Genomic DNA, 26,071 nt, shown 5'->3' on the forward strand with positions numbered 1-26,071 from the left:
CGATCGTCCCCAGCGCACCCTCCGCCGTCTGCGAGAACGAGATGCCGTCGTTGGCATTGCGCACCGCCTGGTTCAGACCGCGAATCTGCGTGGTAAAGCGCTCGGAAATCGCCAGACCCGCGGCGTCATCCTTCGCACTGTTGATCCGCAAACCCGTCGACAGCCGCTCCAGCGACGTCTGCAGGGCACCCTGGGAGTTGTTCAGATTGCGCTGGGCATTCAGCGACAAAATGTTCGTGTTAATTACCTGGGACATGATCGTTCTCCTGATCGATACTGACGTCGCCCTTCGGGCAGCTCTGTCGGCGGTTGTTGTCCGCTCTCAGGGCCAGTAACGGCAGTCCCCGCGCTTCCTTTAGCCTTCCCTGTGATTTTTTTCCATCGACTCGCCCGCGGTCGCACCCGTCAGCCTCGCATCAGCTTCGGAATCACAGCGCTCGCGCATGTACCGCTCCGCGACCTCCGGCCATTCCAGCGATGCCACAAGATCCAGCAACCGCGAACGTCCCTCCCGGTACAGGTCGGCCTGCGCCGCGGCCGGCGCGCGCAGCATCAGTTGATACCAGCGCAACAAGACGTGCCCCATGAGACTGGCAAACACCTCGATGCGACGGTCTTCCGGATCCCTCCGCGCAACGGGACCTGAGACCTCCCACCAGTACCGGTCCAAGGCCCCCACGAAACGGGTCCAGTCGAGCGTGTCGGGAAGTTCCTGTAACGGCTCGCACAACCGAACGAGCAATTCGCGCGGGCAGGTGGCGAACGGCTGAGGGGGCACATCGCTACCGAACGCTGCATAGATCTCAGCCAAGCGTTCGGCCACCCCGGTCACGGGTGGAGGCTCGATTTTTTCCGGATAGTCGGGTATTGCCCCCTCGATCAGGGCCCCGTGCGAGAGATTCCGTACCGGGATGTCGCAGCCGACAATTGCCCGTTCTGCCGATTGTCGTGCGTTGTTCAGATACGGCGTGCTCACCCAAGTGCGCTCGGATGCCGGATGGTTGGTCTTCACCACAGGTGCCCCAGTATCTTCACCAGAAGCTCGGAAGTGGTGGTGAGTTCCCGAAGCATGGCTGCGGTCCTCCTGCGGAAAGGCCAGGTCCAGCCCCACGAGATAAATTTCCGCCGCACGGAAACGCAGTGCCGCTGCAAGCGCCAGGTTCCCGGAGGTCGGGCCAGTGTGCTGCCACGAACAAGGGAACGATGCGACATTCGGTGTCGCCGAATCGGCGAAAAGAAGCGGCTTGTTGAAGCGAATGAGTAGATCCGGCGCTGCGTTGATTGAGGCAATTAATGGGACATCAGGATCCAGAGCCATTCGTTCAAGCGAGGCGTCCGAATATTCATAGTCCAGGCCACATTGAAAGTCTGGACGAATACCCGCAGCGCGCAATGCCGAAACCGCAGATACCGCGCAAATGATCACCATCCGGTCGCGGTACCGCTTAAGCCATTCGATTGCATCATCCAGCGATGGCCCTGCTCCGATCACCGCCACCGGCACCTCGCCAAGGCCCTGGCGGTCATCGCTCCAGATCGCCCGCCCACCCAGCAGATTCCGCACGGCAGAATCCATGCCACGTAACTGACGGTCCATTGGCAAATAGGTATTTTTCCTGAAGTGCAGGCGCGCACGATCGGCGAACGACGGGAACTCCGGAGCGTCATAACCCCGCAGCATGCGCACCCATACCTGGCTGGACACCGGGAAGGCCCCCGAAACGGTCCCCAACACGCGGTCCGTATCGGCCTCGCCCACGAACAGGTACAAGTGCCCCATACGTTCGCGCAATGCGGCGTAGTCGAGGAACAGGCAGGACAGCGCGAATCGTTCGGGATCGGGCTCCAGCAGGACAAAATCCTGCACCCGCGCGCGCGTCAAATAGTATTCGATGTGCAGGCCGGTGTTCAGCCCTAGAAAGAATACGAGTGGGGAGAACACCCGAGCCTTGTCCGCCGCCGGCAACGCAAAGCGGGTCTGAGAGCCCCCCTCCGGCATGTCGGGAACCAGGCCCTCCAACTGGTCCGTCCACTCCTGCACCATCCTCTGATGCCGGGTCTCGATGGTGCCGGATAAGCGGGTGCCGATAAGTTGGTATTCCCACCAGCCCCCATGGTTAACCTCACCCAACTGGCTAGCGAACTCCACCAGCTTCCCCGGCGGATGCAGTAGCGTACCCGCCCTCTTGTCAGTCACCGCCACTAGCGCCGCGTCCGACTCCACCTGAAAGCGACCGATCCCCACACGGGACACATATTGGGCCAGTTCTGGAAACTTCTTTTCCAGAAATGCCACATTCCGCCGGTGCTGCCGCTTGAGGATCTGCGCCCGCTTGTGCGGTTTGGCCGCCCTTAATTCCCTGACGATCCTAGGCTCCACTCCCATAAAACATGCCCCGCTTTTTCGTGGTCGACGATTGTACTGCACCACACATGAAGGGCATCGTCTCAGATCAGCCAGGTGGTGCCGATGCGGGTCTCGGGGGCGGCGCCGGGGATCAGGTCCATCAGGAACCAGCCGAAGATGAGGGTGATGAATGCGCCGCAGAAGACGGTGGCGACGAACAGACCGATGCGGTTGCCGCGGCGCAGGCCGATGATCTCGCGCAGGGACCAGTAGAGCAGCCAGAGGGAATACAGGATCAGCAGCAACGCGATACCGTTGCCCCAGGGCCAGGGGAACGCCGCGGCCACCTTGCCGACCCAGGCGGGCAGCAGACCGACCGAGACGGCGAGCATCGCCCGGTCCGGGTGCGAGTAGCCCTGGAACAAGTCGGTCAGGTAATGCGCGGACCAGGCCATCCCCAAGACCCCGATGCTCATCGCCAGCGCGCTGTAGACGCCAAAGCCCCACGCCCCGGGCATTGCCTCGGGTGGCAGCCCGGTCGGCATGATCTGGTACAGCCACTGACTGGCGATCACGCTGACCAGCAGCACTGGCAGCGCAAGGCCCAGGAACGTCTGCCACCAAAGTGGCGCCGGGTCGATCGCCTGCGCATCGCGCACGACCGCCAGCGGGTTCACGAGCGCGCGCAGCGTCATGCGGGCCGGATTCAGTCTCACGGGAACGGTCATCACCAGAGTATGTGGCAATTACGTGACCGTTCGATGACAGGTTTTGCTAACTTCCGACATGCACCATCTGGTTCTGGACCGGGAGACGCATCATTGGCTCGCTTGACGATCCGTTTGCCTGACGAAAAGTACGAACGTCTGAAGGTTCTGGCGCGCGAACGCGGGACCAGCGTGAATCGCTTTGTGGACGAGATGGCCACGCTGATGATTGCCGAACACGACGCGGAAACCCGTTTCCGGGCTCGTGCCTTGCGCGGACAGGATCGGGAGCAGGAAGGTCTGGCACTGCTGGACAAGGCGATGGGAGGGCCCTCGCCGGATTAAGTTCTAATGGAGCCCGAGCGTCAGTACGAGGATGACCAGCACGGAGGTTTCCACCAGCTCCAGCGTGGCTCCGACGGTGTCGCCGGTGAAGCCGCCGAGCCAGCCCTTCAGGAGGTGGGTCGCACCCCACAGCAACAGGGCGACGGCGACAAGGGCCAATATTACGCCCCAGAGACCGGAGACCAGCCCCAGTATCAGGCTCAGCAGGGCCGTGGCACCCACCACGCCGACCGCGGCCCTGCGCGGAAGGTGTTGCGCCATCTCGGCCCCCAGCCCGACCGGATTTACGTAGGGCGTGGTCAGAAACAGTACCGGAGGCACCACCCGCCCCAGCACGATCGCGAGCAGCAGGGCGATCCACGCGCCGGACTCCAGCACAACCACCAGCGCCGTGCCCTTCAGCAACAGCACCAGGATCAGGGCCGCAACCGCCATGGGACCGCAGGCGGGATCCTTCATGATCCCGCGCGCCCGCTCCGGATGGCGCTGACCGCCAACCCAGGCGTCCACTGTATCCGCCAGTCCGTCCAGGTGCAGTGCGCCGGTGAGCGCCACCCAGAACGTCAGCACCAATGCCGCGATAAGGAGCGTCGGCGCACCGGGAACGGCGGACAGCGCGATTCCGACAATCACCACGATCAGCCCCAGGATGAGCCCGACCAGCGGATAGGTCAGCACGGAACGCCCCAGATCCTCGGGGCGCGGCTCCAGCGCGGGGGTCGGCAAGCGTGTGAGGAACTGGATGGCCAGCCAGAGCGGCGTCATCACGGGGTTCATACGCCCCCTCCGCCATCCCGACCTGTAGGAGGCCAGCCCTCTGGCCGATGGGGCGCTGGCATATTCCCGATCGGCCAGAAGCGGGCCAATACCGAGTTCATACGGCCCCCTCCGTCACCCCTACCTGTAGGAGGCCAGCCCTCTGGCCGATGGGGCGCTGGCATATTCCCGATCGGCCAAGGGGCTGGCCTCCTACAGACATCCTGCCCGATGACGCGGGCAGGGAAGCCTCTGCCAGAGGCAGGCGCGGGCAGGGGCTTCGCGTGCAAGCACGCTCCTACAGGACCTCGCGCAAGCGCCCCGTTGCGGGTTGTCGCGGGGTCCCGGTGCAGCGCGGAATGGGAAATCATCAGTAAGCCTGCCATGGCTCGACAATATGCAGGGACGCGAGCGGGACGTCGATGCTCAGGAGGTTTTCCAGGGGCCAGCCCTCGTGCAGGGCGCGGATCAGGCGGATGACACCGCCGTGGGCGATTACGAGTACCCGCTCCCCTTCGTTGGGCGCCAGGTCATTCCAGCCGGCGACGACACGCTCGCGAAACGCTTGAAGCGACTCGCCATTGGGCGGCGCGTGGTTCAGCGGATCCTCCCAGAAACGCCCCAGGGCGTCGGCATGCGTCTCCATCAGCGCCGCCGCCGTGCGGCCTTCCCAGTCGCCGAAGTCGAGTTCCGCCAGGCGTTCGTCCACGGCGAGTGGCACAGCCGCCTCCTCGGCGAACGCCTCGGCAGGCCCCAGGCAGCGCATCAACGGCGAGCAGACGACGCGATCCCAGTCAGCGTCACGCGCGAGTGTGTCGCGCATCGCGCCCCGGCCGGCTTCAGTCAGCGGGACATCGCTGCCGCGACCACAAAACCCCTGGCCGGTGGTCTCGCCGTGGCGCAGCAGGCCGATCCGTGCAGAATCCGTGCTCAACCGGCCTCTCCACTGACGCCCGCCTCGCCGAAGGTGGCCATCCCCGAATGCAGCGCGCAGGCCAGGCGCAGCAATGGCACGGCTGTGGCCGCCCCGCTCCCCTCGCCCAGGCGCATGGCGAGATCGAGCAGCGGCTCGGCCTCGAGCGCCGCCAGCAGGCGCCGGTGCCCCGGCTCCGCCGAGCTGTGGGCATAGAAAAACCAGTCCGCCGTACCCGGGCACAGGCGCTCCGCCACCAGCGCCGCCGAGGTGCTGATAAAACCGTCCACCAGCACCGGCAGGCCGATCTGTGCCGCCGCGATATAGGCCCCGGCGAGCCCCGCGATCTCGAAGCCGCCCAGGCAGCGCAGGCTGCCCAGTGCTTCGCCGCGCACAGCGGCGTGGGTTCGCAGCGCCTGATCGATCACCTCGGCCTTGTGGCGCACGCCATTCGCATCCAGCCCCGTACCGGGGCCGGCCAGATCGGCCGGCGGCAGGTCCAGCAATGAACAGGCAAGTGCGGCGGCCGCCGTGGTATTGCCGATGCCCATCTCGCCGCCGATGAACAGTTGCGCCCCGCCCCTTCGGGCGCGCTCGGCGCACTGACGGCCGGCATTCAGCGCGCGTTCCAGCTGCGCTGGCGTCATCGCCGGCTCACGGGCCAGGTTGGCGGTGCCGGGGCCCAGGTTGAGCTGCTGCACGCCGCTGACGGCCGGTGGCTGAGCCACGGTACCCAGGTTGATCACCTCGATGGACGCGCCCAGGTGCCGTGCCAGCACCGAGATCGCCGCGCCGCCGTTCGCAAAGTTCGCGACCATCTGCGCCGTGACCGCCTGCGGGAAGCGCGAGATGCCTTCCGCCACGACGCCGTGGTCACCAGCAAACACCGCGATGTGCACTTGCTCCAGTGTCGGCTTGTCCACACCCTGCATGGCGGCCAGGCGCTCGGCGATCGCCTCCAGCTGGCCCAGTGAGCCGGGCGGCTTGGTTAGCTCGGCCTGACGCTCGGCCGCGCCCTGCCGGGCCGCCGCATCCAGCGGCGCCGGCGGCACCTGCAGCCAGTCACAGTCTTCGGTCACATGTTCTCCCTATTCGATCAGTGTTCGCGGGCAAGCCCGCTCCCACAAGGCTGCCGCACATGCATTTGTGGGAGCGGGCTTGCCCGCGAACCCTCGTCACCCTGGCCGCAGCAAAGCCCACCCTGGATCACAGAAGGTCACCCTTGAGCACATGCGGGAGGCCAGCAACGGTAAGCACGACGCGGTCCATCATCGGGGCCAGGCGCTGGTGCAGCCAGCCGGCCTCGTCGGCGAAGCGACGCGACAGCGCGTCCATCGGCGTGATGCCCATGCCGGTCTCGTTGGAGACGAACACGAGCGTGCCCGGCAGACGCGGAATCGTGGCGATCAGGGCCTCGCGCTCGCGTTCGATACGGGATTCGTCCTCGGTGCACAGGAGCTGGGTCAGCCACAGCGTCAGACAGTCCAGCAGCAGGCACTGATCGGGGGCCGCGGCCCGCTCCAGGGCGCGCGCCAGGCCCGTGTCCACCTCGACCAGACCCCAGTCTGCAGGGCGATCGGCACGGTGGCGCTCGATCCGGCGCGCCATCTCGGCGTCATCCGCCCGCGCGGTGGCGACGTAGGTCACCGGCAGGCCCGACTCGGTGGCCAGCCGTTCGGCCAGCCGGCTCTTGCCGGAACGCACGCCGCCCAGAACCAGGGTCTTCATGCCACCGGCTCCGTGGATTCGGTTTTCAGTAACGCCAGCACGCACCGCATATCCACATGCGCCTCCAGCGTATCGGCCAGGCGTTCCAGGCCGCGTTCACGCGCGCTCGCCAGGTCTTCCCCGCTCTCCAGCCCGGTCCGCATGCCCGCCCATTGCAGCAGGGCCTCGGCGGCCTCCGACACGTCGAACACGCCGTGGACGTAGGTTCCCGCTACCGCGTTATCCGTGCTGCGGGCACCATCCGGGCCGCGTTCCAGCTGCAGCAGCGGACGCTCCAGGCCACTTCCGGTCGTCACGCCGGCATGGATCTCGTAGCCCTCCACCCGAGCCGCCTGCCCCAGCACGCGATCGCCGCCAACCCGCTCCAGGTGCTTCTCGGGTGCGAGCCGGGTCTCGATATCCAGCCAGCCCAGCCCCGGCGTTGAGCCCGGCTGTCCCTCGACGCCATCGGGGTCGTGCACCGTGCGGCCCAGCATCTGGAAGCCGCCGCAGATGCCCAGCACCTTGCCGCCGTAGCGCACATGCCGTTGCAGCGCGTCTTCCCAACCCTGATCCCGCAGCCAGGCCAGATCGTCGCGCACAGCCTTCGAGCCCGGCAGGATGACGAGATCGGCCGGCTGCAGCGACTCGCCGGGACCGACGAAACGAAGATCCACCGCCGGATGCAGGCGCAGCGGGTCGAAATCCGTGTGGTTGGAGATGCGCGGCAATGCCGGCACGACCACCTTCAGCGCGTCCGCCGCCTTCTCCGGCATCGCCTCGCGCGGCAGGGCGTCCTCGGCATCCAGATAAAGCCCGTGCAGGTACGGGATCACGCCGAGCACCGGCTTGCCGGTCTCCTGCTCCAGCCAGTCGAGCCCGGGTTGCAGGAGCCCGACGTCCCCGCGAAAGCGGTTGATCACGAAGCCCCGCACCCGCGCACGCTCCGTCTCGCTCAATAGCGCCAGCGTGCCGACCAGATGCGCGAACACCCCGCCCCGGTCGATGTCCGCGACCAGGATTACCGGGCAGTCCACCGCCTCGGCAAAGCCCATGTTGGCAATGTCGCCAGCACGCAGATTGATCTCCGCCGGCGATCCCGCGCCCTCCACCAGCACATGGTCATACTGCGCGGTCAAGCGCCCATGCGACGCCAGTACCGCCTCGCGCGCCACCGGCTTGTAGTCATGATAGGCCCGCGCATCCAGCTCCGCCGCGGGACGGCCATGAATAATCACCTGCGCGCCCTGGTCCGAGCTGGGTTTGAGCAGCACGGGGTTCATATCGGTGTGCGGTTCCAGACCACAGGCCGCGGCCTGCAGGGCCTGGGCGCGCCCGATCTCGCCACCGTCGGCGGTGACCGCGCTGTTCAGCGCCATGTTCTGGGGCTTGAACGGCACCACCGACAGGCCACGGCGGTGCAGCACGCGCGCAAGCCCCGCGACCAGCACGCTCTTGCCGGCATCCGAGGTCGTCCCCTGCACCATCAGCGTCGTGCCCGTCATGGCCGGCGCAACCCCGCTCCCAGCCGCCGCCACTCGCCCGGGTCACCCGGCAGGCCAAAGCGCAGGCTCCCGGGCGCGTCGAATCGGCGCACCAGGATGCCCTGCTGGCCCAAGTGGTCCTGCCAGCCTGCGGGATCGTCGACCCGGCACCACTGGAACAATGCGGTGCCGCCGGAGGGTTCCAGGTCATGCGCCCGCAACAATTCCGCCAGTTGCTGCCCACGCGCCTGGAGCATGCGCCGCGTCTCGGCCTGCCAGGCCCGGTCCGCCAGGGCCCGGGCGGCGACCCAGCGCGACGGCCCGGCAAGGCTCCACGGCCCCAGGCGGTCGGCCAGCCGGGTGCGCAATGCCTCGCCGGCCAGGACAAAACCGACCCGCGCCCCGGCCAGCCCGAAGAACTTGCCCAGCGAACGCAGCACCACCAGCCCCTCGCGCGGCGCATCCGGGGCCAGGCTGCCCTCGGGGGTAACGTCCATGAAGGCCTCGTCCACGATCAGCCATCCACCACGCGTCGCCAGGTCGGCATGCCAGGCCCGCAGATCCGCGCCGTCAAACCGCTGACCGGTCGGGTTGTTGGGGTTGACCAGCACCAGCACATCCAGCCGCGGGACGGCGTCGGCCACAGCATCGCCCGACAGCGGGATCACCTCGTGTCCGGCCGCGCGCCACGCCCGGGCATGCTCGTTGTAGCTGGGCTCGAGGATGCCGACGCGCGCCCGCCCCTCGCGCAACGCGGGCAGCAGCTGGATCGCGGCCTGGGATCCCGCAACCGGCAGCAACGCGGTCGTCCCGTAATAGTCAGCCGCCGCGGCCTCGAGGCCGTCCTCCGATTCCGGCAGGCGCGCCCAGGCGGCCTGCGGGATCTCGCCCGCGGGATAGCCATACGGGTTGATGCCGGTGGAGAGATCCAGCCACTCCGCTTCGGCGATTCCGTAGCGCGCCGCCGCCTGGCGGATACCGCCCCCGTGCACCTGCATCAGGGCCTGCGAATCCGGCGCCTGGATCGACGACTGAGTGTCAGAACAGGACAACGATGCTCACTCCCGTCACGATGAATGCCATCCAGATGGCCAGCGCACGATCCACCAGCGTGACCGCCTGGTGGATACCCGCGGCGTCGGGTAGCCGTCCCAACCCCAGGCGCGGGCGCCACTCGCGCTGCCCGCCATACGGCGCCGGCCCACCCAGGACCATGCCCAGCGCACCGGCCCCCGCGGCCATCACCGGCCCGGCATTCGGGCTCTTCCAGCCCGCGGCCTGCTCGCGCCAGCACTGCAATGCGTCCCGCCCGCGCCCGGCGAGGGCATAGGCCAGGGCCGTCAGACGCGCCGGGATCAGGTTCATGGCGTCATCCAGCCGCGCGGCGGCCCAGCCAAAGGCGCGAAACCGGTCATTACGATAGCCCCACATCGCATCCAGCGTGTTCACCAGACGATAGGCGACGACGCCCGGCGCGCCGGCCACCAGAAACCAGAAAATCGTGGCGAACAGTGCGTCGTTTCCGTTCTCCAGCACCGACTCGATCGTCGCGCCACTCACCCCGCGCGCGTCCAGGGCCGCCGTGTCGCGACTGACCAGCATCCCCACCCCGGCGCGGGCGGCGTCCAGATCATCCGTCTCCAGGGCCCGGGCCACGACCTCGGCGTGCTCGTCCAGGCTGCGCCAGCCAATCGCCAGCGTCAGGATCGCCAGCGAAAGCAGCCAGCCCCACGCCAGCGACGTCCCCAGCGCCGCGAGCGCCACCCACGGCACCACCAGCGCCGCCAGCAGCAGCGCTCCACGCAGGCGACTGGGCGCATGCCAGCGGGACTCGGCCCAGACGGCCAGCCGGCCGAAACCGGCCAGCGGATGGAACCGCCGCGGGTCGCCGAACAGCCGGTCCAGGATCAGGGCCCCGAGCAGGATCAGGAAGGCACTCATGCCTTCCCGGATCCGGCAGGCTCGTCCGGTGCGGATCCCGCCTCGGCTGCATCCTCGGCCGCCGCCGGCTCGCAGGGCGCCCCCCAGCGGTCCTGGAACACCAGGTCGGCCAGCGGCCGCCGGCGGTCCCAGCCGGCCGTCTCCAGCATCGGCCGGTCATAGAAACGTTCCACGTGCCCCAGGCACAGCACCGCGATCGGATAGCCGCCCTCGGGCATCTCCAGCTGCCGCGCCAACCAGTCCGGATCGAACAGCGAGACCCACCCCATGCCCAGGCCCTCGGCGCGGGCGGCCAGCCACAGGTTCTGGATCGCGCAGGCCGCCGAGCAAAGGTCCATCTCCGGGAGCGTACGGCGGCCCAGCACATAGCGCTCGCGCCCGTCGGTGAGGGCGACAACCAGCAACTCGCCCGCCTCGCGGATCCCCTCCAGCTTCAGGCGGTGGACCTCGGCCGCGCGCTCGCCGCAGGCCTCGGCGGTACGCGCCTGCTCCTCTGCGGCATGCGCATGCAGGGCCTCGCGCAGGGCCGGATCGGTCACCCGCAGGAAGCGCCAGGGCTGCATGTAGCCCACGCTGGGCGCGCGATGCGCCGCCTCCAGCAGCCGCCACAACGTATCACCATCGACCGGATCCGAGCGGAAGTGACGCATATCGCGGCGCTCGCCGATCACGCGGTAAACCGCCTCGCGTTCCGCCGAGGCGAACGCGTTCGGATTCTGTACTGCCTGGCTGGAATCTGGCGCCGTCATGAGTTTCCGTCGAGGCGACGGTACGGCGAAACGGAAGGAACAGACTTCGAGAACAAGTCCATACCCCCGACCGTTGCCCGCCGCACGGTCGCAGAGATCTGTTTGCATCAGGCCGGTCTCCGGGCTTGCGAGCGTCGGGCGAACCCGATCCGGCAGACGCCTTCCCATGCCTCATGCAGGCGCACAGTGGCCAATCTACGGTGTACTTCTTCGCTCGCTTACCGTTGCGGGGGCAGCGCCGGATTTGCACCGGCTTCCCGTTTCACCCGCAAACGCGGGCACCTGTTCAGTGCCTGCGCATGATACGCGTTCGCCACTCGCCGGACCAATTTGGGCACCAAACCATCTCGCTCATGCTGCTATGATGATGCGCTTTCGCAGGCTTCGGGCTATGCGGACGCCATTGCAGGTTTGACCTAACGTTTCAGCAACAACCATCGGATTCTTAATGATCGTTTCTCGCCCCACCCGGCACCTTGTTCTCCTGGTCGCGATGTTCCTTTTCACCGCCGCCGCACAGGCCGAACCCGTCACGGTGACCGACGATGGCGGCCGCGAGGTCCAGCTCGACCAGCCGGCCGAGCGCATCGTCAGCCTCGCCCCGCACATCACCGAGGTGCTGTTCGCCGTCGGGGCCGGCCACAAGCTGGTGGGCGCGACCCAGCACAGCGATTTCCCGCCCGAGGCGCAGGCACTGCCCCGCGTAGGCGGCTATAGCCGCATCGACATGGAGCGGGTGGTGCAACTGGATCCGGATCTCGTCATCGCCTGGCGCAGCGGGAACTCCCAATCCCAGATCGAACACCTGCGCGAACTCGGGTTCAGCGTCTACGTGTCGGAGCCGCGCAGCTTCGACGGCGTCGCCTCCAGCATGCGCCGCATGGCGCGACTGGCCGGTACCGAGGCGCGGGGCGATCAAGCCGTTCGGGCGTTCGAGGAAACGATCGAGACCCTGCGTCAGGACTACGCCGACCGCGAACCGGTGCGCCTGTTCTATCAGGTCTGGGAGCAACCCCTGATGACGGTGAACGACGACCACCTGATCAGCGAGGCGATCCGCCTGTGCGGGGGCGTGAACGTGTTCGGTCACCTGGACCGCCTGGTGCCACGCATGGATCGCGAGGCGGTGATCGAGGCCGACCCGGAGGTCATCATCGGCGGCGGCATGGGCGAGGATCGCCCGGACTGGGTCATCGCCTGGGGGCAGTGGGAGCACATGACGGCGGTCCAGCGCGACAACCTGTTCTTCATCCCGCCGTCCCTGCTCCAGCGTCATACCCCGCGCATCGCCGAGGGCACGCGGTTGATGTGCGAGGAACTGGAACGCGCCCGCCTGCGCCGGGCGGACTGACCCTCCGTGACCCGCTCCTTCCTACTCGCCGCGGCGGTTCTGCTGCCGGCCTCGCTGCTGGCCATCCTGATCGCGCTGGCCTTCGGCAGTGTCGCCATCGCGCCGGGTGACCTGCTGGCCGTCGTGCTCGGCGAGGGGAGCCGCCTGCACGACACCCTGGTGCTGGAACTGCGCCTGCCGCGCGCCCTGGCCGCCTTCGCGGCCGGCGGGCTGCTCGGTCTGGCCGGCGCCCTGATGCAGGTCCTGCTGCGCAATCCGCTGGCCGATCCCTATGTGCTGGGGCTGTCGGGTGGTGCGTCGGTGGGCGCCCTGCTGGCGATGCTCGCGGGCCTGTCGATGTTCTCGATCTCGCTGGCCGCGTTTGCCGGAGCGCTGCTGTCCACCGTGATCGTGTTCGGCCTGGCGCACGGCACCGGAAGCTGGACCCCCACCCGCCTGCTCCTGACCGGCGTGGTGGTGGCCGCCGGCTGGGGCGCCATGATCAGCTTCCTGCTCGCCGTGAGCCCGACCGCGGAGCTGCCGGGGATGCTCTACTGGCTGATGGGCGATGTCTCCCACGCCCGCAACCCCTACCCCGCCTGGATCCTGTTGATTGTCGTCGTGCTCCTCGCCCTGCCGCTGGGACGGACCCTCAACGTCCTCGCGCGCGGCCCGATGCAGGCCGCCGCGCTCGGCGTGGCGGTGCGTCCGGTCGAGTGGAGCATCTACGTCGCCGCGGCGCTGATCACCGCCACGGCGGTCATGCAGGTCGGCGCGGTCGGCTTTGTCGGACTGATCGTGCCGCACATGCTGCGCCTGATCTTCGGCAACGACCAGCGCGTGATCCTGCCGGCCTCCGCACTGGGCGGCGGTATCCTGCTCACCCTGGCCGACACCCTGGCACGCACCATCATTGCGCCGGAGCAGTTGCCGGTGGGCGTGATCACCGCGATGCTGGGGGTCCCCGTGTTCCTGTTCCTGCTGTACCGGAGCCGCTGATGCCGCACACGCCTCCTTCCGCAGCCGCGGCCAGTCAGCCCCACGACGCCCCGGGCCTGGGCGCGCGCAGCGTGCACCAGAAGCCGGGCCCCGACACGCTGCTGGCCACGCATGACCTGGTGATCGACATTCCGGGCCGACCGCCCGGCTCGCCGCTGGAGTTGACCGTGGACCCCGGGCAGTGCTGGGGCATTCTCGGCCCCAACGGCGCCGGCAAGAGCACCCTGCTGCAGACCCTCGCCGGCCTGCGCGCCGCGCGCGCGGGAACCATCAAGGTCAAGGGGCAGCGCATTGCCACCCTGCCCCGGGCGGAGCTGGCGCGCCGGCTGGGTCTCGTCTTCCAGACGCACCACGACGGCTTTCCCGCGACGGTGCTGGAGACCGCCCTGATCGGGCGTCATCCCTACCTTCGCCCATGGGACATCGAAACCTCCGAGGATTACGCCCGCGCCCGGGCCGCGCTCGCGGAGATGGATCTCTCCGACCTCGAGGGCCGTATGGTGGACACGCTGTCCGGCGGCGAACGTCAGCGCCTGGCCATCGCGACCGTCCTGACCCAGGATCCCAGCCTGCTCCTGCTGGACGAACCCACCAGCCAGCTGGACCTGCACCATCAGGTCGCCGTGCTCAACCGCGTACAGTCCATCGTCGCGCAGGAGAACCGCGCGGCCGTCCTGGTACTGCACGACGTGAACCTGGCGGCGCGCTATTGCGATCATCTCCTGCTGCTGTTCCCCGACGGACAGGCGTGCTGGGGTCCGACGGCCACCATGCTGGTCCCCAGTGCCCTGGAACGCCTGTACAACCAGCGGCTCAGTGTGGGCGAGGTCGACGGCCTCCCCGTTTTCCTGCCGCGCAACGAGTAAGCCCCATGGAATTCTTCCGCAACCTCCCCGCGACCCTGGATACCGAAGCGCTACAGCGGCAACTGAGCGTCCCCGCCCTGCCCGATCACAGTGGTGCCATCGACACGCTGATCCAGGACGAAGGCCCCGATGCCGGCGTTGTCTACTGCCTCTGGGGCGAATTCCGCGTCCATCGCGAGATCATCAACGGCGGCGTACGCTTTTCCCTGCCGGAATGCCCCAACGGCCTCGCCTGGACGCTGACCACCGGCCATCCGCCCGAACCCCGGGCCGTCGTCCTGCACCTGACCATCAATCGCCAGGAACACGACCCCGATTTCGTCGAGAGCCTGGAGATGTTCGCCGATTCCTGGGCACTTTCGGCCACCTGACAGAACGCTCCATGACGGGAAACGATGCAATTTTCTTTTCGTTTCATGGTCGGTATGGTGCACATCTGTTGCGAAGGAGAACGCCATGAACCCGACACCGCCGGACAGCGTGAAGACCTCTCATCCCACCCAGGACGGGGCCGGGGTGAAGATTCGGCGCATCCATGATTTTCATGGCGGACTGGACCCCTTCCTGATGCTGGACGAACTCAAGGCCAGCGCACGCGAGGACTACATCGGCGGCTTCCCCTCCCACCCGCATCGCGGCTTCGAGACCCTGACCTATCTGGTGCACGGCGGCCTGACCCACGAGGACTCCATGGGTAACCAGGGCCGGGTCGAAGCCGGCGAGGCCCAGTGGATGAGCGCCGGGCGCGGCGTCATTCACTCCGAAATGCCCCTGCTGGACGCCGACGGCCTGCACGGCTTCCAGCTGTGGGTGAACCTGCCCGCCCGGCGCAAGATGGACCCGCCGCGCTACCGCGACGTGCATGCCGACGCAATGCGCCATCTGCCGGAAGACGACGACCCGCTGCGCTTCAAGGCCATTGCCGGCTCCTGGCAGACCAGCGCGGGCGATACCGAAGGTCCGCTGCCGCAGATCGGCGAAGGCGCCGCGATGGCCGACCTGACCCTGCCCGCCGGCTATCGCCTGTCGCTCGCCGTGCAGCTGGAGGACCGGGTGCTGGCCTACGTGTTCGACGGCGAACTCATCGGCCTGCAGACCGGACAGCTGGGCGTATGGAGCGGGCAGACCCAGATCCACCTGATCGCGCAGCAGGACGCGCGCGTTCTGCTATTCAAGGGGCGCCCGCTGGGCGAACCGATCGCCCACTACGGCCCCTTCGTGATGAATACCTCCGACGAGATCGAACAGGCCATCAGCGACTACCAGTCCGGCCAGCTCGCCGCCGAACCCGCCAGCATGGACTGAGGCCCGGGGCCGAACCGGATCTGGCAGGGGCTTCGCCGCCGAGGCGGCTCCCACAGGGGGCAACAGGTAGAGCGATGCCTTCGACAGGCAGCGCGGCCCAGGTCACTGTGGGAGCAGGCTTGCCCGCGGAGCCCCTGCCCGCATCGGCCAAGCCACCCGCACGTTAGGGAAACACTGATTAATGCACACGCTCGCATTGGCATCCCAGGTTTTCCAAGCGGCCTGAACGCCCTGAACCTCGTCGCGAATCGGGTCCGTCCATGTAGGAGCCGCCTCGGCGGCGAAGCCCCTGCCCGCGCCGGAGCACCCATACGGTCCCACCCCGCTACAACGCCGGATTCCCCTCGTCCTCGCGTGCCCAGCCCATGGTGCGCTTCACCGCCTTCTTCCAGCCGCGGTAGTACCCTTCCCGGGTGGCCGCATCCATCTCCGGTTGGAACACCCGGTCCAGGCCCGTTTTATGCGCCAGCTCGTCGCGGCTCCAGAACCCAACCGCCAGCCCCGCCAGCCAGGCGGCCCCCAGCGCGGTCGATTCGGTGACCGCCGGGCGCTCGACCCGCACGCCGAGCATGTCCGCCTGGAACTGCATCATCACGTTGTTCGCCACCGCCCCGCCATCGACCCGCAGGGCCTTAAGCGCAATGCCGGAATCCTGCGCCATGGCATCGATGACATCCCGTGTCTGGTAGGCCAGCGAATCCAGGGTCGCGCGGGTGATGTGCTCCTTGCGCGTGCCCCGGGTGAGCCCGAAGATCGCCCCGCGCGCATACATGTCCCAGTACGGCGCCCCCAGTCCGGCGAACGCGGGCACCACGTACACACCCTCGGCATCCTCCACCTTGCTGGCGTAGTACTCCGAGTCTTCCGCCGAATCGATCAGATGGAGCTCGTCGCGCAGCCACTGGATCGCCGCGCCGGCAATGAAGATCGAGCCCTCCAGCGCGTACTCGACCTGTCCGTCCAGCGACCAGGCGATGGTGGTCAGCAGCCCGGAGTGGCTCTCCACCGGCACGGTGCCCGTGTTCATCAGAAGGAAGCAACCGGTCCCGTAGGTGTTCTTGGCCATGCCGGGCTCGAAACAGGCCTGGCCGAACAGGGCGGCGTGTTGATCCCCCGCCACCCCGGCGATCGGGATCTCCGCGCCGCCGAACATCTCGGCGCCGGTAACGCCCAGTACGCCACTGGAATCGTGGACCTCGGGCAGCATTGAACGCGGGATCCCGAAACATTCCAGCAGCTCGGCATCCCACTCCAGCGAGTGGATATTGAACAACTGCGTGCGCGCGGCATTGGTCACGTCGGTGACATGGCGCTCGCCCCGGGTCAGATTCCAGATCAACCAGCTGTCCACAGTGCCAAAGGCGAGCTCGCCCCGCTCCGCCCGTTCCCGCGCGCCGTTCACGTGGTCGAGCAGCCAGCGCAGCTTGCTGGCCGAGAAGTAGGCGTCCACGACCAGCCCCGTTCGCTCGCGGAGCACCGCCTCGTGGCCCTGTGCCTTCAGTTCGTCGCAGAACGCGGCGGTGCGCCGGTCCTGCCAGACGATGGCATTGGCAATCGGCTCGCCCGTCGCCCGGTCCCACACCACCGTGGTCTCGCGCTGGTTGGTGATCCCGATCCCCGCGAGCCGGGAGGGCTTGATCCCGCGGGTCTCGAGGACCTCCCGCGCCACGCCGATCTGGGTGCCCCAGATCTCCATGGCGTCGTGCTCCACCCAGCCCGGCTGCGGGTAGATTTGGCGAAAGTCCTTCTGCGCGGTCCCCACGATCGCACCGGCCCCGTCGAACAGGATCGCCCGACAACTCGTGGTGCCCTGGTCCAGGGCCAGGATGTAGCGTTGGTCGGACATGGCGGGACTCCCTTGTCTGCGTTCAGGCACCGTCCTCGATCAGCTCGATGGCGTTGCCGTCCGGGTCGCGCACGAACGCCGCCGGGCGACCGGATCGGCTGCGTTCCACCGGGAACCCGGCCGCCTCCAGCCGTGCGGCCAGCCCCTCCAGGCCGCGTACCCGCAACGCCAGGTGGCGGTCCTGACCACAGCGAACCGCACGCTCGGTCGGGTCGGGGTTGGGCACCAGCAGCAGGTGCAGGGCCTGGCCACCGCCCAGGTCATACCATAGACCGGGAAAACCGAGCTCGGGCCGCTCCAGCGGTTTGAGTCCCAGGTGCCCGCCGTAGAACGCGCTGGAGGCGTCCAGGTCGCCGATCACCAGACTGGCGTGATGCAGGCCGAGAATGGCCGGCGTCGTATCGCTCCCGCCCGTCATACCCGCATCATCCCCGAAGCGGGTTCCAGCAACACGATGGCCTGCGCGGCCACGCCCTCCTTGCGGCCGGTGAAGCCCAGGTGTTCCGTGGTCGTGGCCTTCACGTTCACGGCACCGGCGTCCAGCCCCGTATCCGCAGCGATATGATCCCGCATTCCGCCGACATGGGGCGCGAGCTTCGGCGCCTGAGCGATCACCGTCGAGTCAATATTGACCGGACGCCAGCCGGCTTCGAGCACGCGCTGGAGCGTCTCCCGCAGCAGGACGCGACTGTCCGCACCACAAAACGCCGGATCGGTATCGGGAAAGTGCTGGCCGATGTCTCCCAGTGCGGCCGCGCCCAGCAGGGCATCACAAATCGCGTGGATCAGCACATCGCCGTCCGAATGCGCCACAAATCCACGATCAAACGGGATGTGTACACCGCCGAGGACGAGATGATCGCCCTCCCCGAAGGCGTGGACATCGAACCCCTGACCCACGCGAAACCCGCTCATGCGCTGAACCGGCCTTCCAGCCGTCCCTGCTGCATCAGATAGAGGCGTGCCAGCTCCAGATCCTCGGCACGGGTGATCTTGATGTTCATCGCGGAGCCCTCGATCAGCCGCGGGGCCTGCCCCAGAAACTCGATGGCACTGGCCTCGTCCGTCACGGGATGGCCTGCATCGCGGGCACAGGCATTGGCCTCGCGGAGCATGCCCAGCCGGAACATCTGGGGGGTCAGCGCGCGCCAGACACGTTCCCGGTCCAGCGTCCGCTCGACGTGTCCGGCGCCATCGCTCCACTTGATGGTGTCGCTACTGGGGCTGGCCAGCAGACCACCGACCGGATCGTCACGCAGTTCGCGCAACAAGCGGTCCACATCCTCGAGCGGCAGGCAGGGACGGGCCGCGTCATGCACCAGAACCCAGTCGTCAGAGTGCGCCCGTTCCGCCAGGAATTCGAGTCCATTCTGGACCGAATCCACCCGTTCCGCACCACCGGCGGCGCGGAACAGCCGGCCACCGGCCAGCGGCAGATCCAGGGCATCCGGATCGATATCCGGCCCCAGCACGAGCACCACGCCGCGAATCCGGGGATGTTCCAGGAAAATCGAAAGGGTATGCGAAAGGATCGTCCGCGACCCCAGCGTCAGGTATTGCTTGGGACGGTCGGAACCCATGCGGCGACCGATCCCGGCCGCGGGGATCAGCGCCCAGAAGGCCGGGTCACGCCCGGATGTACTACCGATATCAGCCATCAAAGGGGTCCTCCGGCGGCAGGGTGTCGGTGGCGGGCCCGGCATCGTCGGGTACCCGCGAATCCGGCCCGGGTTCGGTCTCCCCCGCCGATCCGGGTAGCGGCTCGACCTCCAGCGTCGCGGGTTCGTCCTCGCCCACCACGAAGAAAAAGATCTCGTCCTCGCGAATCATCCCCAGATCGCGCCGGGCGCGTTCCTCGACCGCCTCGGTCCCCCCACGCAGGTCGCGAACCTCGGCCTCCAGGGCCTGGTTGCGCTGCTCCAGCTCGGCATTCGCCGCCTGCTGGCGCTCCACCTGTTCGCGCAGGTCGCGCACGTCGCGCCAGCTGCCCTCGCCCAGCCACAGGGGCCATTGCAGGGCCAGCAGCACAAGCGCCAGACCGATCAGCAGGCCGCGCATCACCCGCTCTCCTTCGAAATGAACCGAAAAAGCCCCCGCCCGCGCACCGCGACAGACGCGGGTACGACGAGACAAGGGCTTTTTGGAGTGACCGGCATGCGCGGCATTCTACGAGCCCCGGACATCCCGGGACAGGAACCGCGCCGCAGGCTGCGGACTGCGTGTTCGACACGCCCGGCCCGGGACCGCCTCAGCGCCCGAAGGTGAACGCCGACATGCCCGGATAGGTCGCCCGCGTACCCAGGTGCTCCTCGATCCGGATGAGCTGGTTGTACTTGGCCACGCGGTCGGACCGCGACAGCGAGCCCGTCTTGATCTGACCCGCTCGGGTGGCCACCGCCAGATCCGCGATGGTCACGTCTTCGGTCTCGCCGGAGCGATGCGAGATGACCGCTGTGTAGTTGGCCTTGCGGGCCATCTCGATGGCTTCCAGCGTCTCGGTGACCGTCCCGATCTGGTTGAGCTTGATCAGGATTGAATTCGCAACACCCTTGTCGATGCCTTCCTGCAGGATGCGGGTATTGGTGACGAACAGGTCATCGCCGACCAGCTGCACCCGCTTGCCCAGGCGCTCGGTCAGCGTCTTCCAGCCGTCCCAGTCGTCCTCGGCCATCCCGTCCTCGATGGTCAGGATCGGATACTGGTCGACCCAGTGGGCGAGATAGTCGGAGAACTCGTCCGCCGAGAAGGCCTTGCCCTCGGAATCCAGGTGATAACGCCCGTCGCGATAGAACTCGGAACTGGCGCAGTCGAGGCCGATCCAGATGTCCTCGCCCGCCTTGAAGCCGGCGTTGTGAATGGCCTCCACGATCACCTCGATCGCCGCGGAGTTGGACGGCAGGTCCGGGGCAAAACCGCCCTCGTCGCCCACGGCGGTCGCCAGCCCGCGCTTGGAGAGGACCTTCTTCAACGCGTGAAAGACCTCGGCGCCATAGCGCACGGCCTCGCGCACGGAATCGGCCCCGACCGGCAGGATCATGAATTCCTGCATGTCCACGCTGTTGTCCGCGTGGGCGCCGCCATTGATGATGTTCATCATCGGCACCGGGAGGAGCGTGGCATCGTCGCCACCCAGGGTCTCGAACAGCGGCTGCTCGCGATCCGCCGCCAGGGCGTGCGAGGTGGCCATGGAGACGGCCAGCAGGGCGTTGGCCCCCAGGCGCGACTTGTTCTCGGTCCCGTCCAGCTCGAGCATGCGGCGGTCGACCGCGGTCTGGTCCAGCTCCATGCCGCGCAGCGCGTCGCGGATCTCGCCGTTCACATGGCTCACCGCCTTCAGTACGCCCTTGCCGCCGTAGCGCTTCTCGTCGTCGCGCAGTTCCAGGGCTTCGCGCGCACCCGTGGAGGCACCGGACGGCACCGCTGCGCGCCCCATGGCACCGGAATCCAGGACAACATCGGCCTCGACCGTCGGGTTGCCCCGGGAGTCGATGATCTCGCGGGCGTGAATCTCCGCAATCTGGGACATGCTCTCTCCTTGAAAAAATACCCGCCCGGGCGGGACCGCCCGGGACGCTTTATCGAATTCCTGGGTCGTCAGCCGAGCCCGTATTCGGCCTCGGCGAACGGCTGCGCCTTGGTCGCGGCGTCCAGCGCCTGCAACGTCTTCAGCAGCTCGGCCATCTTCGGCAGTGGCCACGCGTTGGGGCCGTCGGACAGGGCCTTCTCCGGGTCCGGGTGCGTCTCCATGAACAGACCCGAGATCCCGGCGGCCACCGCGGCCCGGGCGAGCACCGGCACGAACTCGCGTTGCCCACCCGAGCATGCCCCCTGCCCGCCCGGCTGCTGCACCGAGTGGGTCGCGTCGAACACCACGGGACAGCCGGTCTGACGCATCTGGGCCAGCCCGCGCATGTCGGAGATCAGGGTGTTGTAGCCGAACGAGACCCCGCGCTCGCAGACCATGATCTGGTCGTTGCCGACCTCGCGTGCCTTGTCGACCACGTTGCCCATGTCCCAGGGCGCGAGGAACTGGCCCTTCTTGATGTTCACCGGGCGACCCTGGCGCGACACGTTCTGGATGAAGTTGGTCTGGCGGCAGAGAAAGGCCGGGGTCTGCAGCACATCCACCACGCTGGCGACCTCGTCCAGCGCCGTATCCTCGTGCACGTCGGTCAGTACCGGCACGCCGATCTCCGACTTCACCTTGTCGAGGATGCGCAGGCCCTCGGCCATGCCCAGGCCCCGGAAGCTCCGGGTCGACGAGCGGTTGGCCTTGTCGAACGAGGATTTGTAGATGAACGGGATCCCCAGATCGTCGGCCATCTTTTTCAGCGCCCCGGCCGTCTCCAGGGCCATCGCCTCGGATTCGATGACGCAGGGGCCTGCTATCAGAAAAAAGGGCCGGTCGAGGCCGACTTCAAAACCGCAAAGCTGCATTGTCTGTCCTGTTGGCAACCAAGCCCCTCCGGGCTCGGCCGCAAAGCATCGAGTATCGGCGCCCTATTCCGTCAGCGCCGTGGTGGTTTCCGGTTCGCGTGCGTCCTGGTAATCCCGGGCCGCACGCACGAACCCGGTGAACAACGGATGGCCGTCGCGCGGGGTCGAGGTGAATTCGGGATGGAACTGGACCCCGACAAACCAGGGATGTTCAGCCAGTTCCACGGCCTCCACCAGCTCCCCGGACTCCGAGACCCCGGAGATTCGCAGCCCGGCGCCCTCCAGCCGTTCGCGATAGGCATTGTTGAATTCGAACCGGTGGCGATGCCGCTCTTCCACCTTCTCGCGGCCATAGGCCTCGGCAATCCGCGAGCCCGGTGTCAGGCGCGCGCTCTGGGCGCCCAGGCGCATGGTGCCGCCGAGGTCGCTGTCGGCGTCGCGGCGCTCGATACGGCCTTCCTGATCCTGCCACTCGGTGATCAGAGCGATCACGGGGTGCGGCGTGTCGGGGGCGAACTCCGTGCTGTGCGCCCCTTCCAGGCCTGCGACATCCCGCGCGAACTCGATCACGGCCACCTGCATGCCCAAGCAGATCCCCAGATAGGGCACGTCGTGCTCGCGGGCGTAACGCACCGCGGCAATCTTGCCTTCCACGCCGCGTTCACCGAAGCCTCCGGGAACCAGGATGGCATCCAGCCCCTCGAGCTCGCGGGCGGCGTCGTTCTCGGCCCCCTCCAGCTTCTCGGAATCGAGATACCGGATGCGGACTCGGGTGCCGACCTGCACACCCGCGTGGGTCAGGGCCTCGTTCACGGACTTGTAGGACTCGGTCAGGTCGACGTATTTTCCGATCATGCCGACCGTGATCTCGGACTCGGGGAATTCCATGGCATTGACCACGTGCTTCCAGTCCGAGAGGTCGGCCTGCGGGGCCTCGATATGCAGCTTGCGAAGCACGATCTCGTCGAGCTTTTGCGAATGCAGCCACAGCGGGATCTTGTAGATGTTGTCCACATCGACCGCGGAGATGACCGCCTTCTCCTCGACGTTGGTGAACAGCGCGATCTTGCGGCGCTCGCTGTCCGGCACCGCCTGGGTCGAACGGCACAGCAGGATGTCCGGCTGGATCCCGATGGAACGCAGTTCCTTGACCGAGTGCTGGGTCGGCTTGGTCTTGATCTCGCCGGCCGCGTCGATATACGGGACCAGGGTCAGGTGCATGAACAGGGCGTTCTCGTGCCCCAGTTCCACCCCCATCTGACGGATCGCCTCGAGGAACGGCAGGGATTCGATGTCCCCGACGGTGCCGCCGATCTCGATCAGCGCAATGTCGGCATCCCCGGCACCCTCGTGGATGGAGCGCTTGATCTCGTCGGTAATGTGCGGGATGACCTGCACCGTCCCGCCCAGGTAATCGCCCCGGCGCTCCTTGCGGATCACGTTCTCGTAGATCTGGCCGGTGGTGAAGTTGTTGCGCCGGGAGGTCTGGATGCGCACGAAGCGCTCGTAGTGCCCCAGATCGAGGTCGGTCTCGGCGCCGTCGGCGGTGACGAAGACTTCGCCGTGCTGGAACGGGCTCATGGTGCCCGGATCGACGTTGATGTAGGGATCCAGCTTGAGCAGCGTGACCTTGAGGCCGCGGGCCTCCAGGATCGCCCCCAGCGAGGCGGATGCAATACCTTTGCCCAGAGACGAGACCACGCCTCCGGTGATGAAAACAAAACGCGTCATGCGGGAAACCTGGCTGGGAGCTGACAAGCGCCCCACCCCGGCTCGCTACGGCAATTCGGGATGGGCCGAAAACGCCTGAGAGAGTACCAGAGCGCCCGCCCCCGCTCAATCCGAGGGTGGGGGCAACTCCCCGTTTTGCGCGGCTGACGAAAGGGGCCGAAAGGCCACCAGCGTCATGTCGTCGCGGCGCGGTTCACCGTCGCGGTAATCCTCCAGGACCCGCACGACCGCGTCGATCTTGGCCGACAGGTCGCGCCCGCTCTTCTCGGTCAGGACCCGGCGCAGGCGTCGCCGCCCGAACAGGCGGGGTGGTTCGCCCCCCACGTGGTCGTGCGCACCATCGGTGATCAGGAAGAACTCGGTACCCGGCTCCACCGGCACCTCGTGATCCACCGGCTGGGCGGGTTCCAGGCTGCGGTAGCCGAGGCCCCCGCGCACGCCGCGAATCTCCTCCACCGTGCCATCACGGTCGATCATCAGCGGCAGGCCCACGCCGGCGAACGCCAGCATCCGGTCTTCCGGACGATAGACGCAGACCGCCGCCTCCAGGCCGTCATCGGAATCCGAATCGTGGCCGTCCTGGCGCAGGCGCGACCGGACCAGCCGGTCCATCTCGCGCAGGATGGCCGAGGGCTCCAGCAGGCGATGCTCGTGGAGGATGCGGTCCAGGGCGGAGGCGACTACCAGGGTAATGAACGCCCCCGGTACACCGTGCCCGGTGCAATCCGCCACCACCAGGATGCTGTGGCCGTCGATGGCCTCGACCCAGAAATAGTCACCCCCGACCAGGTGCAGCGGTTCCCAGTAAATCTGCACCTCGTCCATATGGCCGTCCAGGGCGTGCTTGTCCGGCAGCATCGCGGTCTGGATCCGTCGCGCGTAGCGGATGCTCTCCACCACCAGGCGATTGCTGCGCTCCAGCTCGCGATTGGCCTCGTCGACCTGGGCCAGGGCCCGTTCGGTCTCGGCCTTCTCGTCTTCGAGCTGGCGCGTGCGCTCCTCGACCCGGCGTTCCAGGTCGGCGTTCAGGGCCTTGAGCTCGCCCCGGGCGCCATCGCGCGCGTCCAGGCCCGCCTGGAACGCGCGCAGGAGACGGTCCAGGGAACGCCCCAGTGCCCCCAGCTCGTCGTTCTCGTGATGCCCCAGGCGCGGCATGGGCCACTGGGCGGGCTGGTCGGGGTCGGTATCCGCCACCGCCCGGGAGATCTTCAGCATGGGCCGCAGCATCAGCAGGTAGAACAGCACCACCACCACCAACGATACGATCACCGCCTGGGTGACGCTGGTGACGACGCCAGTCTGCAGGCGATTCACGAATGTGGCACCCAGAACACCGGGGTCCAGCTCGATCCGGAGATGCCCCACACCCTGGACGTTGCCGCGCGTATCGGGATGGCGCAGCTCGCGCGCGTGCTCGCGCAGATCGCCGAACAGCCATCGCGACCATTCCGCGGACTGTCCCCCCATCGCCCGCTCGTCCTCGGCCAGGGTGTTGCCGAAATCGTCCAGAATTTCCACGCGGCGGATCTCGTCGAAGACCAGCAACCCCTGGACCAGCGAATCGGCCTGGGCCGCACTCAGCTGAAAGGCGGCCTCGGCGGCCGGCGGCTCGACCAGGCGTTGCAGCCGATCGATCTGGGATTGCGTCTCCGCCCGGAAGGCATTCCAGTCCGATGCGATGACGTAGGCACTACTGAGAAGACTAAGGGCGAGCGCGGCGAGAAGCGTGGCGACGGCCAGCTTGGCAACGAGGCTCCGATTGCGCCGCTGGATCTCCGGCATCATCCGTGATCGCCGTGCGTTTGCACGATGACACGGTTGCGCCCTTCGTTCTTGGCGCGATACAGCAGATCATCCGCCAGCGCGACCAATTCCCCGGCATCGGGCCAGGGGTTCGTGGTCACCACCAGACCAATCGATACCGCCAGCGAGAGCGGCTCGTCCTTCCAGTGGAGCGAGGCGTTCTCCACAGCGGTCCGGATGCGCTCGGCGAGATCCACGGCCGCCTCGCGGTCAAGATCGGCTGCGACCACGAGGAATTCCTCGCCGCCCATGCGTCCGGCGTACTGCTCCGCACCGAGCTCCCCGCGCAGGATCTCGGCGAAGTTCTCCAGGGCAAAGTCCCCGGCGGCATGGCCATGGGTATCGTTGAGCGTCTTGAAGTCGTCGAGGTCAAGCATCATGACCGCAAGCGAGTGCGATTCGTCGCCGACACTGTCGGCCATCCCCTCCACGCAGTCGATCACGCGCCGGCGCGAGAACAACCCGGTCAGGGCATCCTCCAGCGCCAGGCGCTCCAGCTCGGCGGTCAGGCGTTCGCGCTCGCGCACTTCTTCCGAGAGGGCATTGTTAAGCTGGGCAAGATGTTCGGCCTGCTCGCGCAACTGGTGATTGGCCGACTGGAGGTCCGCCTGCATGCGGTCACTCATGCGCATCATGCGGCGTTGCGCGCGATAACTTTCGGAATAGGCTTTGGCCAGAACCTTCACGCCGTCCGCCACGGCATCCAGCGCCTCGAGCATCTGCTCGGAACGCTGCATGATCGCCTTTTCCTGCTCGAACAGGGAAAAGTCCGCGAGCCCGTCCATCTCCTGCCCGTCACGGGGCC

General features: G+C 67.4%; 26 protein-coding genes, 1 pseudogene and 1 riboswitch. Of the genes and pseudogenes, 6 read left to right on the forward strand and 21 right to left on the reverse strand.

Annotated features, from left to right (window positions below):
- The 3 genes and pseudogenes from F572_RS14770 to F572_RS0106800 form a co-directional block, all read right to left on the reverse strand.
- Nucleotides 1–256, reverse strand: a pseudogene (locus tag F572_RS14770) (flagellin); the annotation flags it as partial.
- Between the two features lie 99 nt (nucleotides 257–355).
- Complete coding sequence (locus tag F572_RS0106795; RefSeq protein WP_231291057.1) at nucleotides 356–2,296, reverse strand: 6-hydroxymethylpterin diphosphokinase MptE-like protein; 1,941 nt, start codon at nucleotides 2,294–2,296, stop codon at nucleotides 356–358.
- Nucleotides 2,297–2,448: 152 nt separating this feature from the next.
- On the reverse strand, nucleotides 2,449–3,075 hold the full coding sequence (locus tag F572_RS0106800) for a YIP1 family protein (protein ID WP_026142857.1): 627 nt from the start codon (nucleotides 3,073–3,075) through the stop codon (nucleotides 2,449–2,451).
- Between the two features lie 114 nt (nucleotides 3,076–3,189).
- Here F572_RS0106800 and F572_RS0106805 point away from each other — a divergent pair, with 114 nt between their 5' ends.
- Nucleotides 3,190–3,399, forward strand: coding sequence for a hypothetical protein (locus F572_RS0106805; protein ID WP_017940346.1), 210 nt, complete (start codon nucleotides 3,190–3,192; stop codon nucleotides 3,397–3,399).
- A gap of 3 nt (nucleotides 3,400–3,402) precedes the next feature.
- On the opposite strand, the gene cobS is transcribed toward F572_RS0106805, so the two are convergent.
- The 8 genes from cobS to bluB form a co-directional block, all read right to left on the reverse strand.
- Nucleotides 3,403–4,176 carry an adenosylcobinamide-GDP ribazoletransferase gene (gene cobS / locus F572_RS0106810; protein WP_017940347.1) on the reverse strand — a complete coding sequence of 258 codons (774 nt, stop codon included), beginning with the start codon at nucleotides 4,174–4,176 and terminating at the stop codon, nucleotides 3,403–3,405.
- 349 nt (nucleotides 4,177–4,525) lie between these two features.
- On the reverse strand, nucleotides 4,526–5,089 hold the full coding sequence (locus F572_RS0106815) for a histidine phosphatase family protein (RefSeq protein WP_017941834.1): 564 nt from the start codon (nucleotides 5,087–5,089) through the stop codon (nucleotides 4,526–4,528).
- A complete protein-coding gene (cobT, locus tag F572_RS0106820) occupies nucleotides 5,086–6,147 on the reverse strand; it encodes a nicotinate-nucleotide--dimethylbenzimidazole phosphoribosyltransferase (protein WP_017941833.1) in 1,062 nt (353 codons plus the stop codon). Before cobT ends, F572_RS0106815 begins: the two co-directional genes overlap by 4 nt.
- Nucleotides 6,148–6,274: 127 nt before the next feature.
- Nucleotides 6,275–6,796: a bifunctional adenosylcobinamide kinase/adenosylcobinamide-phosphate guanylyltransferase gene (gene cobU, locus F572_RS0106825; protein ID WP_017941832.1), complete on the reverse strand. Its 522-nt coding sequence runs from the start codon at nucleotides 6,794–6,796 to the stop codon at nucleotides 6,275–6,277.
- A complete protein-coding gene (locus tag F572_RS0106830) occupies nucleotides 6,793–8,280 on the reverse strand; it encodes a cobyric acid synthase (protein WP_026143005.1) in 1,488 nt (495 codons plus the stop codon). The genes cobU and F572_RS0106830 overlap by 4 nt, the downstream gene beginning before the upstream one ends.
- Nucleotides 8,277–9,257 (reverse strand): threonine-phosphate decarboxylase CobD, encoded by a 981-nt coding sequence (gene cobD, locus F572_RS0106835; protein ID WP_017941830.1) that lies wholly within the window; start codon nucleotides 9,255–9,257, stop codon nucleotides 8,277–8,279. The genes F572_RS0106830 and cobD overlap by 4 nt, the downstream gene beginning before the upstream one ends.
- A gap of 40 nt (nucleotides 9,258–9,297) precedes the next feature.
- Nucleotides 9,298–10,200 carry an adenosylcobinamide-phosphate synthase CbiB gene (gene cbiB, locus F572_RS0106840; RefSeq protein ID WP_017941829.1) on the reverse strand — a complete coding sequence of 301 codons (903 nt, stop codon included), beginning with the start codon at nucleotides 10,198–10,200 and terminating at the stop codon, nucleotides 9,298–9,300.
- A complete protein-coding gene (bluB, locus tag F572_RS0106845) occupies nucleotides 10,197–10,949 on the reverse strand; it encodes a 5,6-dimethylbenzimidazole synthase (protein ID WP_017941828.1) in 753 nt (250 codons plus the stop codon). Before bluB ends, cbiB begins: the two co-directional genes overlap by 4 nt.
- A gap of 92 nt (nucleotides 10,950–11,041) precedes the next feature.
- Nucleotides 11,042–11,250: riboswitch (cobalamin riboswitch) on the reverse strand.
- Nucleotides 11,251–11,397: 147 nt separating this feature from the next.
- Between bluB and F572_RS0106850 the strand changes: the two genes are divergently transcribed.
- From F572_RS0106850 to F572_RS0106870, 5 genes are all read left to right on the forward strand, one after another.
- Nucleotides 11,398–12,300 (forward strand): helical backbone metal receptor, encoded by a 903-nt coding sequence (locus F572_RS0106850; RefSeq protein ID WP_017941827.1) that lies wholly within the window; start codon nucleotides 11,398–11,400, stop codon nucleotides 12,298–12,300.
- Nucleotides 12,301–12,306: 6 nt separating this feature from the next.
- Nucleotides 12,307–13,278 carry an iron ABC transporter permease gene (locus tag F572_RS0106855; RefSeq protein WP_017941826.1) on the forward strand — a complete coding sequence of 324 codons (972 nt, stop codon included), beginning with the start codon at nucleotides 12,307–12,309 and terminating at the stop codon, nucleotides 13,276–13,278.
- Entirely contained in the window at nucleotides 13,278–14,144 is an 867-nt protein-coding gene (locus F572_RS0106860; RefSeq protein ID WP_017941825.1) for an ABC transporter ATP-binding protein, read from the forward strand. Before F572_RS0106855 ends, F572_RS0106860 begins: the two co-directional genes overlap by 1 nt.
- Before the next feature lie 5 nt (nucleotides 14,145–14,149).
- Nucleotides 14,150–14,515 (forward strand): hypothetical protein, encoded by a 366-nt coding sequence (locus F572_RS0106865; RefSeq protein ID WP_017941824.1) that lies wholly within the window; start codon nucleotides 14,150–14,152, stop codon nucleotides 14,513–14,515.
- Between the two features lie 85 nt (nucleotides 14,516–14,600).
- Nucleotides 14,601–15,449, forward strand: a complete 849-nt coding sequence (locus tag F572_RS0106870) for a pirin family protein (protein ID WP_017941823.1) — start codon at nucleotides 14,601–14,603, stop codon at nucleotides 15,447–15,449.
- A 325-nt stretch (nucleotides 15,450–15,774) separates the two neighbouring features.
- Here F572_RS0106870 and glpK read toward each other — a convergent pair whose 3' ends face one another.
- From glpK to F572_RS0106920, 10 genes are all read right to left on the reverse strand, one after another.
- Nucleotides 15,775–17,295, reverse strand: coding sequence for a glycerol kinase GlpK (gene glpK / locus F572_RS0106875; RefSeq protein WP_017941822.1), 1,521 nt, complete (start codon nucleotides 17,293–17,295; stop codon nucleotides 15,775–15,777).
- 22 nt (nucleotides 17,296–17,317) lie between these two features.
- Nucleotides 17,318–17,713 (reverse strand): VOC family protein, encoded by a 396-nt coding sequence (locus F572_RS0106880; RefSeq protein ID WP_017941821.1) that lies wholly within the window; start codon nucleotides 17,711–17,713, stop codon nucleotides 17,318–17,320.
- Nucleotides 17,710–18,210 (reverse strand): 2-C-methyl-D-erythritol 2,4-cyclodiphosphate synthase, encoded by a 501-nt coding sequence (ispF, locus tag F572_RS0106885; protein WP_017941820.1) that lies wholly within the window; start codon nucleotides 18,208–18,210, stop codon nucleotides 17,710–17,712. The genes F572_RS0106880 and ispF overlap by 4 nt, the downstream gene beginning before the upstream one ends.
- Nucleotides 18,207–18,953, reverse strand: a complete 747-nt coding sequence (gene ispD / locus F572_RS0106890; RefSeq protein WP_017941819.1) for a 2-C-methyl-D-erythritol 4-phosphate cytidylyltransferase — start codon at nucleotides 18,951–18,953, stop codon at nucleotides 18,207–18,209. Before ispD ends, ispF begins: the two co-directional genes overlap by 4 nt.
- Entirely contained in the window at nucleotides 18,946–19,353 is a 408-nt protein-coding gene (ftsB, locus tag F572_RS0106895; RefSeq protein WP_017941818.1) for a cell division protein FtsB, read from the reverse strand. Before ftsB ends, ispD begins: the two co-directional genes overlap by 8 nt.
- A gap of 190 nt (nucleotides 19,354–19,543) precedes the next feature.
- Nucleotides 19,544–20,821: a phosphopyruvate hydratase gene (eno, locus tag F572_RS0106900; protein WP_017941817.1), complete on the reverse strand. Its 1,278-nt coding sequence runs from the start codon at nucleotides 20,819–20,821 to the stop codon at nucleotides 19,544–19,546.
- A 68-nt stretch (nucleotides 20,822–20,889) separates the two neighbouring features.
- Entirely contained in the window at nucleotides 20,890–21,732 is an 843-nt protein-coding gene (kdsA, locus tag F572_RS0106905) for a 3-deoxy-8-phosphooctulonate synthase (protein WP_018158425.1), read from the reverse strand.
- Between the two features lie 63 nt (nucleotides 21,733–21,795).
- The gene (locus tag F572_RS0106910; RefSeq protein ID WP_017941815.1) at nucleotides 21,796–23,463 is read right to left on the reverse strand and encodes a CTP synthase; all 1,668 of its coding nucleotides are present in this window, start codon (nucleotides 23,461–23,463) and stop codon (nucleotides 21,796–21,798) included.
- 105 nt (nucleotides 23,464–23,568) lie between these two features.
- Nucleotides 23,569–25,245, reverse strand: a complete 1,677-nt coding sequence (locus F572_RS0106915; RefSeq protein ID WP_026143003.1) for a PP2C family protein-serine/threonine phosphatase — start codon at nucleotides 25,243–25,245, stop codon at nucleotides 23,569–23,571.
- Nucleotides 25,245–26,051, reverse strand: a complete 807-nt coding sequence (locus F572_RS0106920; protein ID WP_017941813.1) for a GGDEF domain-containing protein — start codon at nucleotides 26,049–26,051, stop codon at nucleotides 25,245–25,247. Before F572_RS0106920 ends, F572_RS0106915 begins: the two co-directional genes overlap by 1 nt.
- Nucleotides 26,052–26,071: the final 20 nt, after the last annotated feature.

Origin of the sequence: Thioalkalivibrio sp. ALE14 (assembly GCF_000376845.1) — a bacterium.
Classification (GTDB): domain Bacteria; phylum Pseudomonadota; class Gammaproteobacteria; order Ectothiorhodospirales; family Ectothiorhodospiraceae; genus Thioalkalivibrio.

What these genes read in the sequence shown, in the direction of transcription:
- F572_RS0106860 (WP_017941825.1), top strand. Translation starts at nt 13,278, where the DNA reads ATGCCGCACACGCCTCCTTCCGCAGCCGCGGCCAGTCAGCCCCACGAC.
- F572_RS0106870 (WP_017941823.1), top strand. Translation starts at nt 14,601, where the DNA reads ATGAACCCGACACCGCCGGACAGCGTGAAGACCTCTCATCCCACCCAG.
- cobD (WP_017941830.1), bottom strand. Translation starts at nt 9,257, where the DNA reads ATGCAGGTGCACGGGGGCGGTATCCGCCAGGCGGCGGCGCGCTACGGA.
- eno (WP_017941817.1), bottom strand. Translation starts at nt 20,821, where the DNA reads ATGTCCCAGATTGCGGAGATTCACGCCCGCGAGATCATCGACTCCCGG.
- F572_RS0106915 (WP_026143003.1), bottom strand. Translation starts at nt 25,245, where the DNA reads ATGCCGGAGATCCAGCGGCGCAATCGGAGCCTCGTTGCCAAGCTGGCC.
- ispF (WP_017941820.1), bottom strand. Translation starts at nt 18,210, where the DNA reads ATGAGCGGGTTTCGCGTGGGTCAGGGGTTCGATGTCCACGCCTTCGGG.
- F572_RS0106920 (WP_017941813.1), bottom strand. Translation starts at nt 26,051, where the DNA reads ATGGACGGGCTCGCGGACTTTTCCCTGTTCGAGCAGGAAAAGGCGATC.
- F572_RS0106865 (WP_017941824.1), top strand. Translation starts at nt 14,150, where the DNA reads ATGGAATTCTTCCGCAACCTCCCCGCGACCCTGGATACCGAAGCGCTA.
- ispD (WP_017941819.1), bottom strand. Translation starts at nt 18,953, where the DNA reads ATGGCTGATATCGGTAGTACATCCGGGCGTGACCCGGCCTTCTGGGCG.
- F572_RS0106880 (WP_017941821.1), bottom strand. Translation starts at nt 17,713, where the DNA reads ATGACGGGCGGGAGCGATACGACGCCGGCCATTCTCGGCCTGCATCAC.
- F572_RS0106850 (WP_017941827.1), top strand. Translation starts at nt 11,398, where the DNA reads ATGATCGTTTCTCGCCCCACCCGGCACCTTGTTCTCCTGGTCGCGATG.
- kdsA (WP_018158425.1), bottom strand. Translation starts at nt 21,732, where the DNA reads ATGCAGCTTTGCGGTTTTGAAGTCGGCCTCGACCGGCCCTTTTTTCTG.
- bluB (WP_017941828.1), bottom strand. Translation starts at nt 10,949, where the DNA reads ATGACGGCGCCAGATTCCAGCCAGGCAGTACAGAATCCGAACGCGTTC.
- F572_RS0106830 (WP_026143005.1), bottom strand. Translation starts at nt 8,280, where the DNA reads ATGACGGGCACGACGCTGATGGTGCAGGGGACGACCTCGGATGCCGGC.
- glpK (WP_017941822.1), bottom strand. Translation starts at nt 17,295, where the DNA reads ATGTCCGACCAACGCTACATCCTGGCCCTGGACCAGGGCACCACGAGT.
- F572_RS0106910 (WP_017941815.1), bottom strand. Translation starts at nt 23,463, where the DNA reads ATGACGCGTTTTGTTTTCATCACCGGAGGCGTGGTCTCGTCTCTGGGC.
- ftsB (WP_017941818.1), bottom strand. Translation starts at nt 19,353, where the DNA reads ATGCGCGGCCTGCTGATCGGTCTGGCGCTTGTGCTGCTGGCCCTGCAA.
- cobU (WP_017941832.1), bottom strand. Translation starts at nt 6,796, where the DNA reads ATGAAGACCCTGGTTCTGGGCGGCGTGCGTTCCGGCAAGAGCCGGCTG.
- F572_RS0106800 (WP_026142857.1), bottom strand. Translation starts at nt 3,075, where the DNA reads ATGACCGTTCCCGTGAGACTGAATCCGGCCCGCATGACGCTGCGCGCG.
- cobS (WP_017940347.1), bottom strand. Translation starts at nt 4,176, where the DNA reads ATGAACCCCGTGATGACGCCGCTCTGGCTGGCCATCCAGTTCCTCACA.
- cbiB (WP_017941829.1), bottom strand. Translation starts at nt 10,200, where the DNA reads ATGAGTGCCTTCCTGATCCTGCTCGGGGCCCTGATCCTGGACCGGCTG.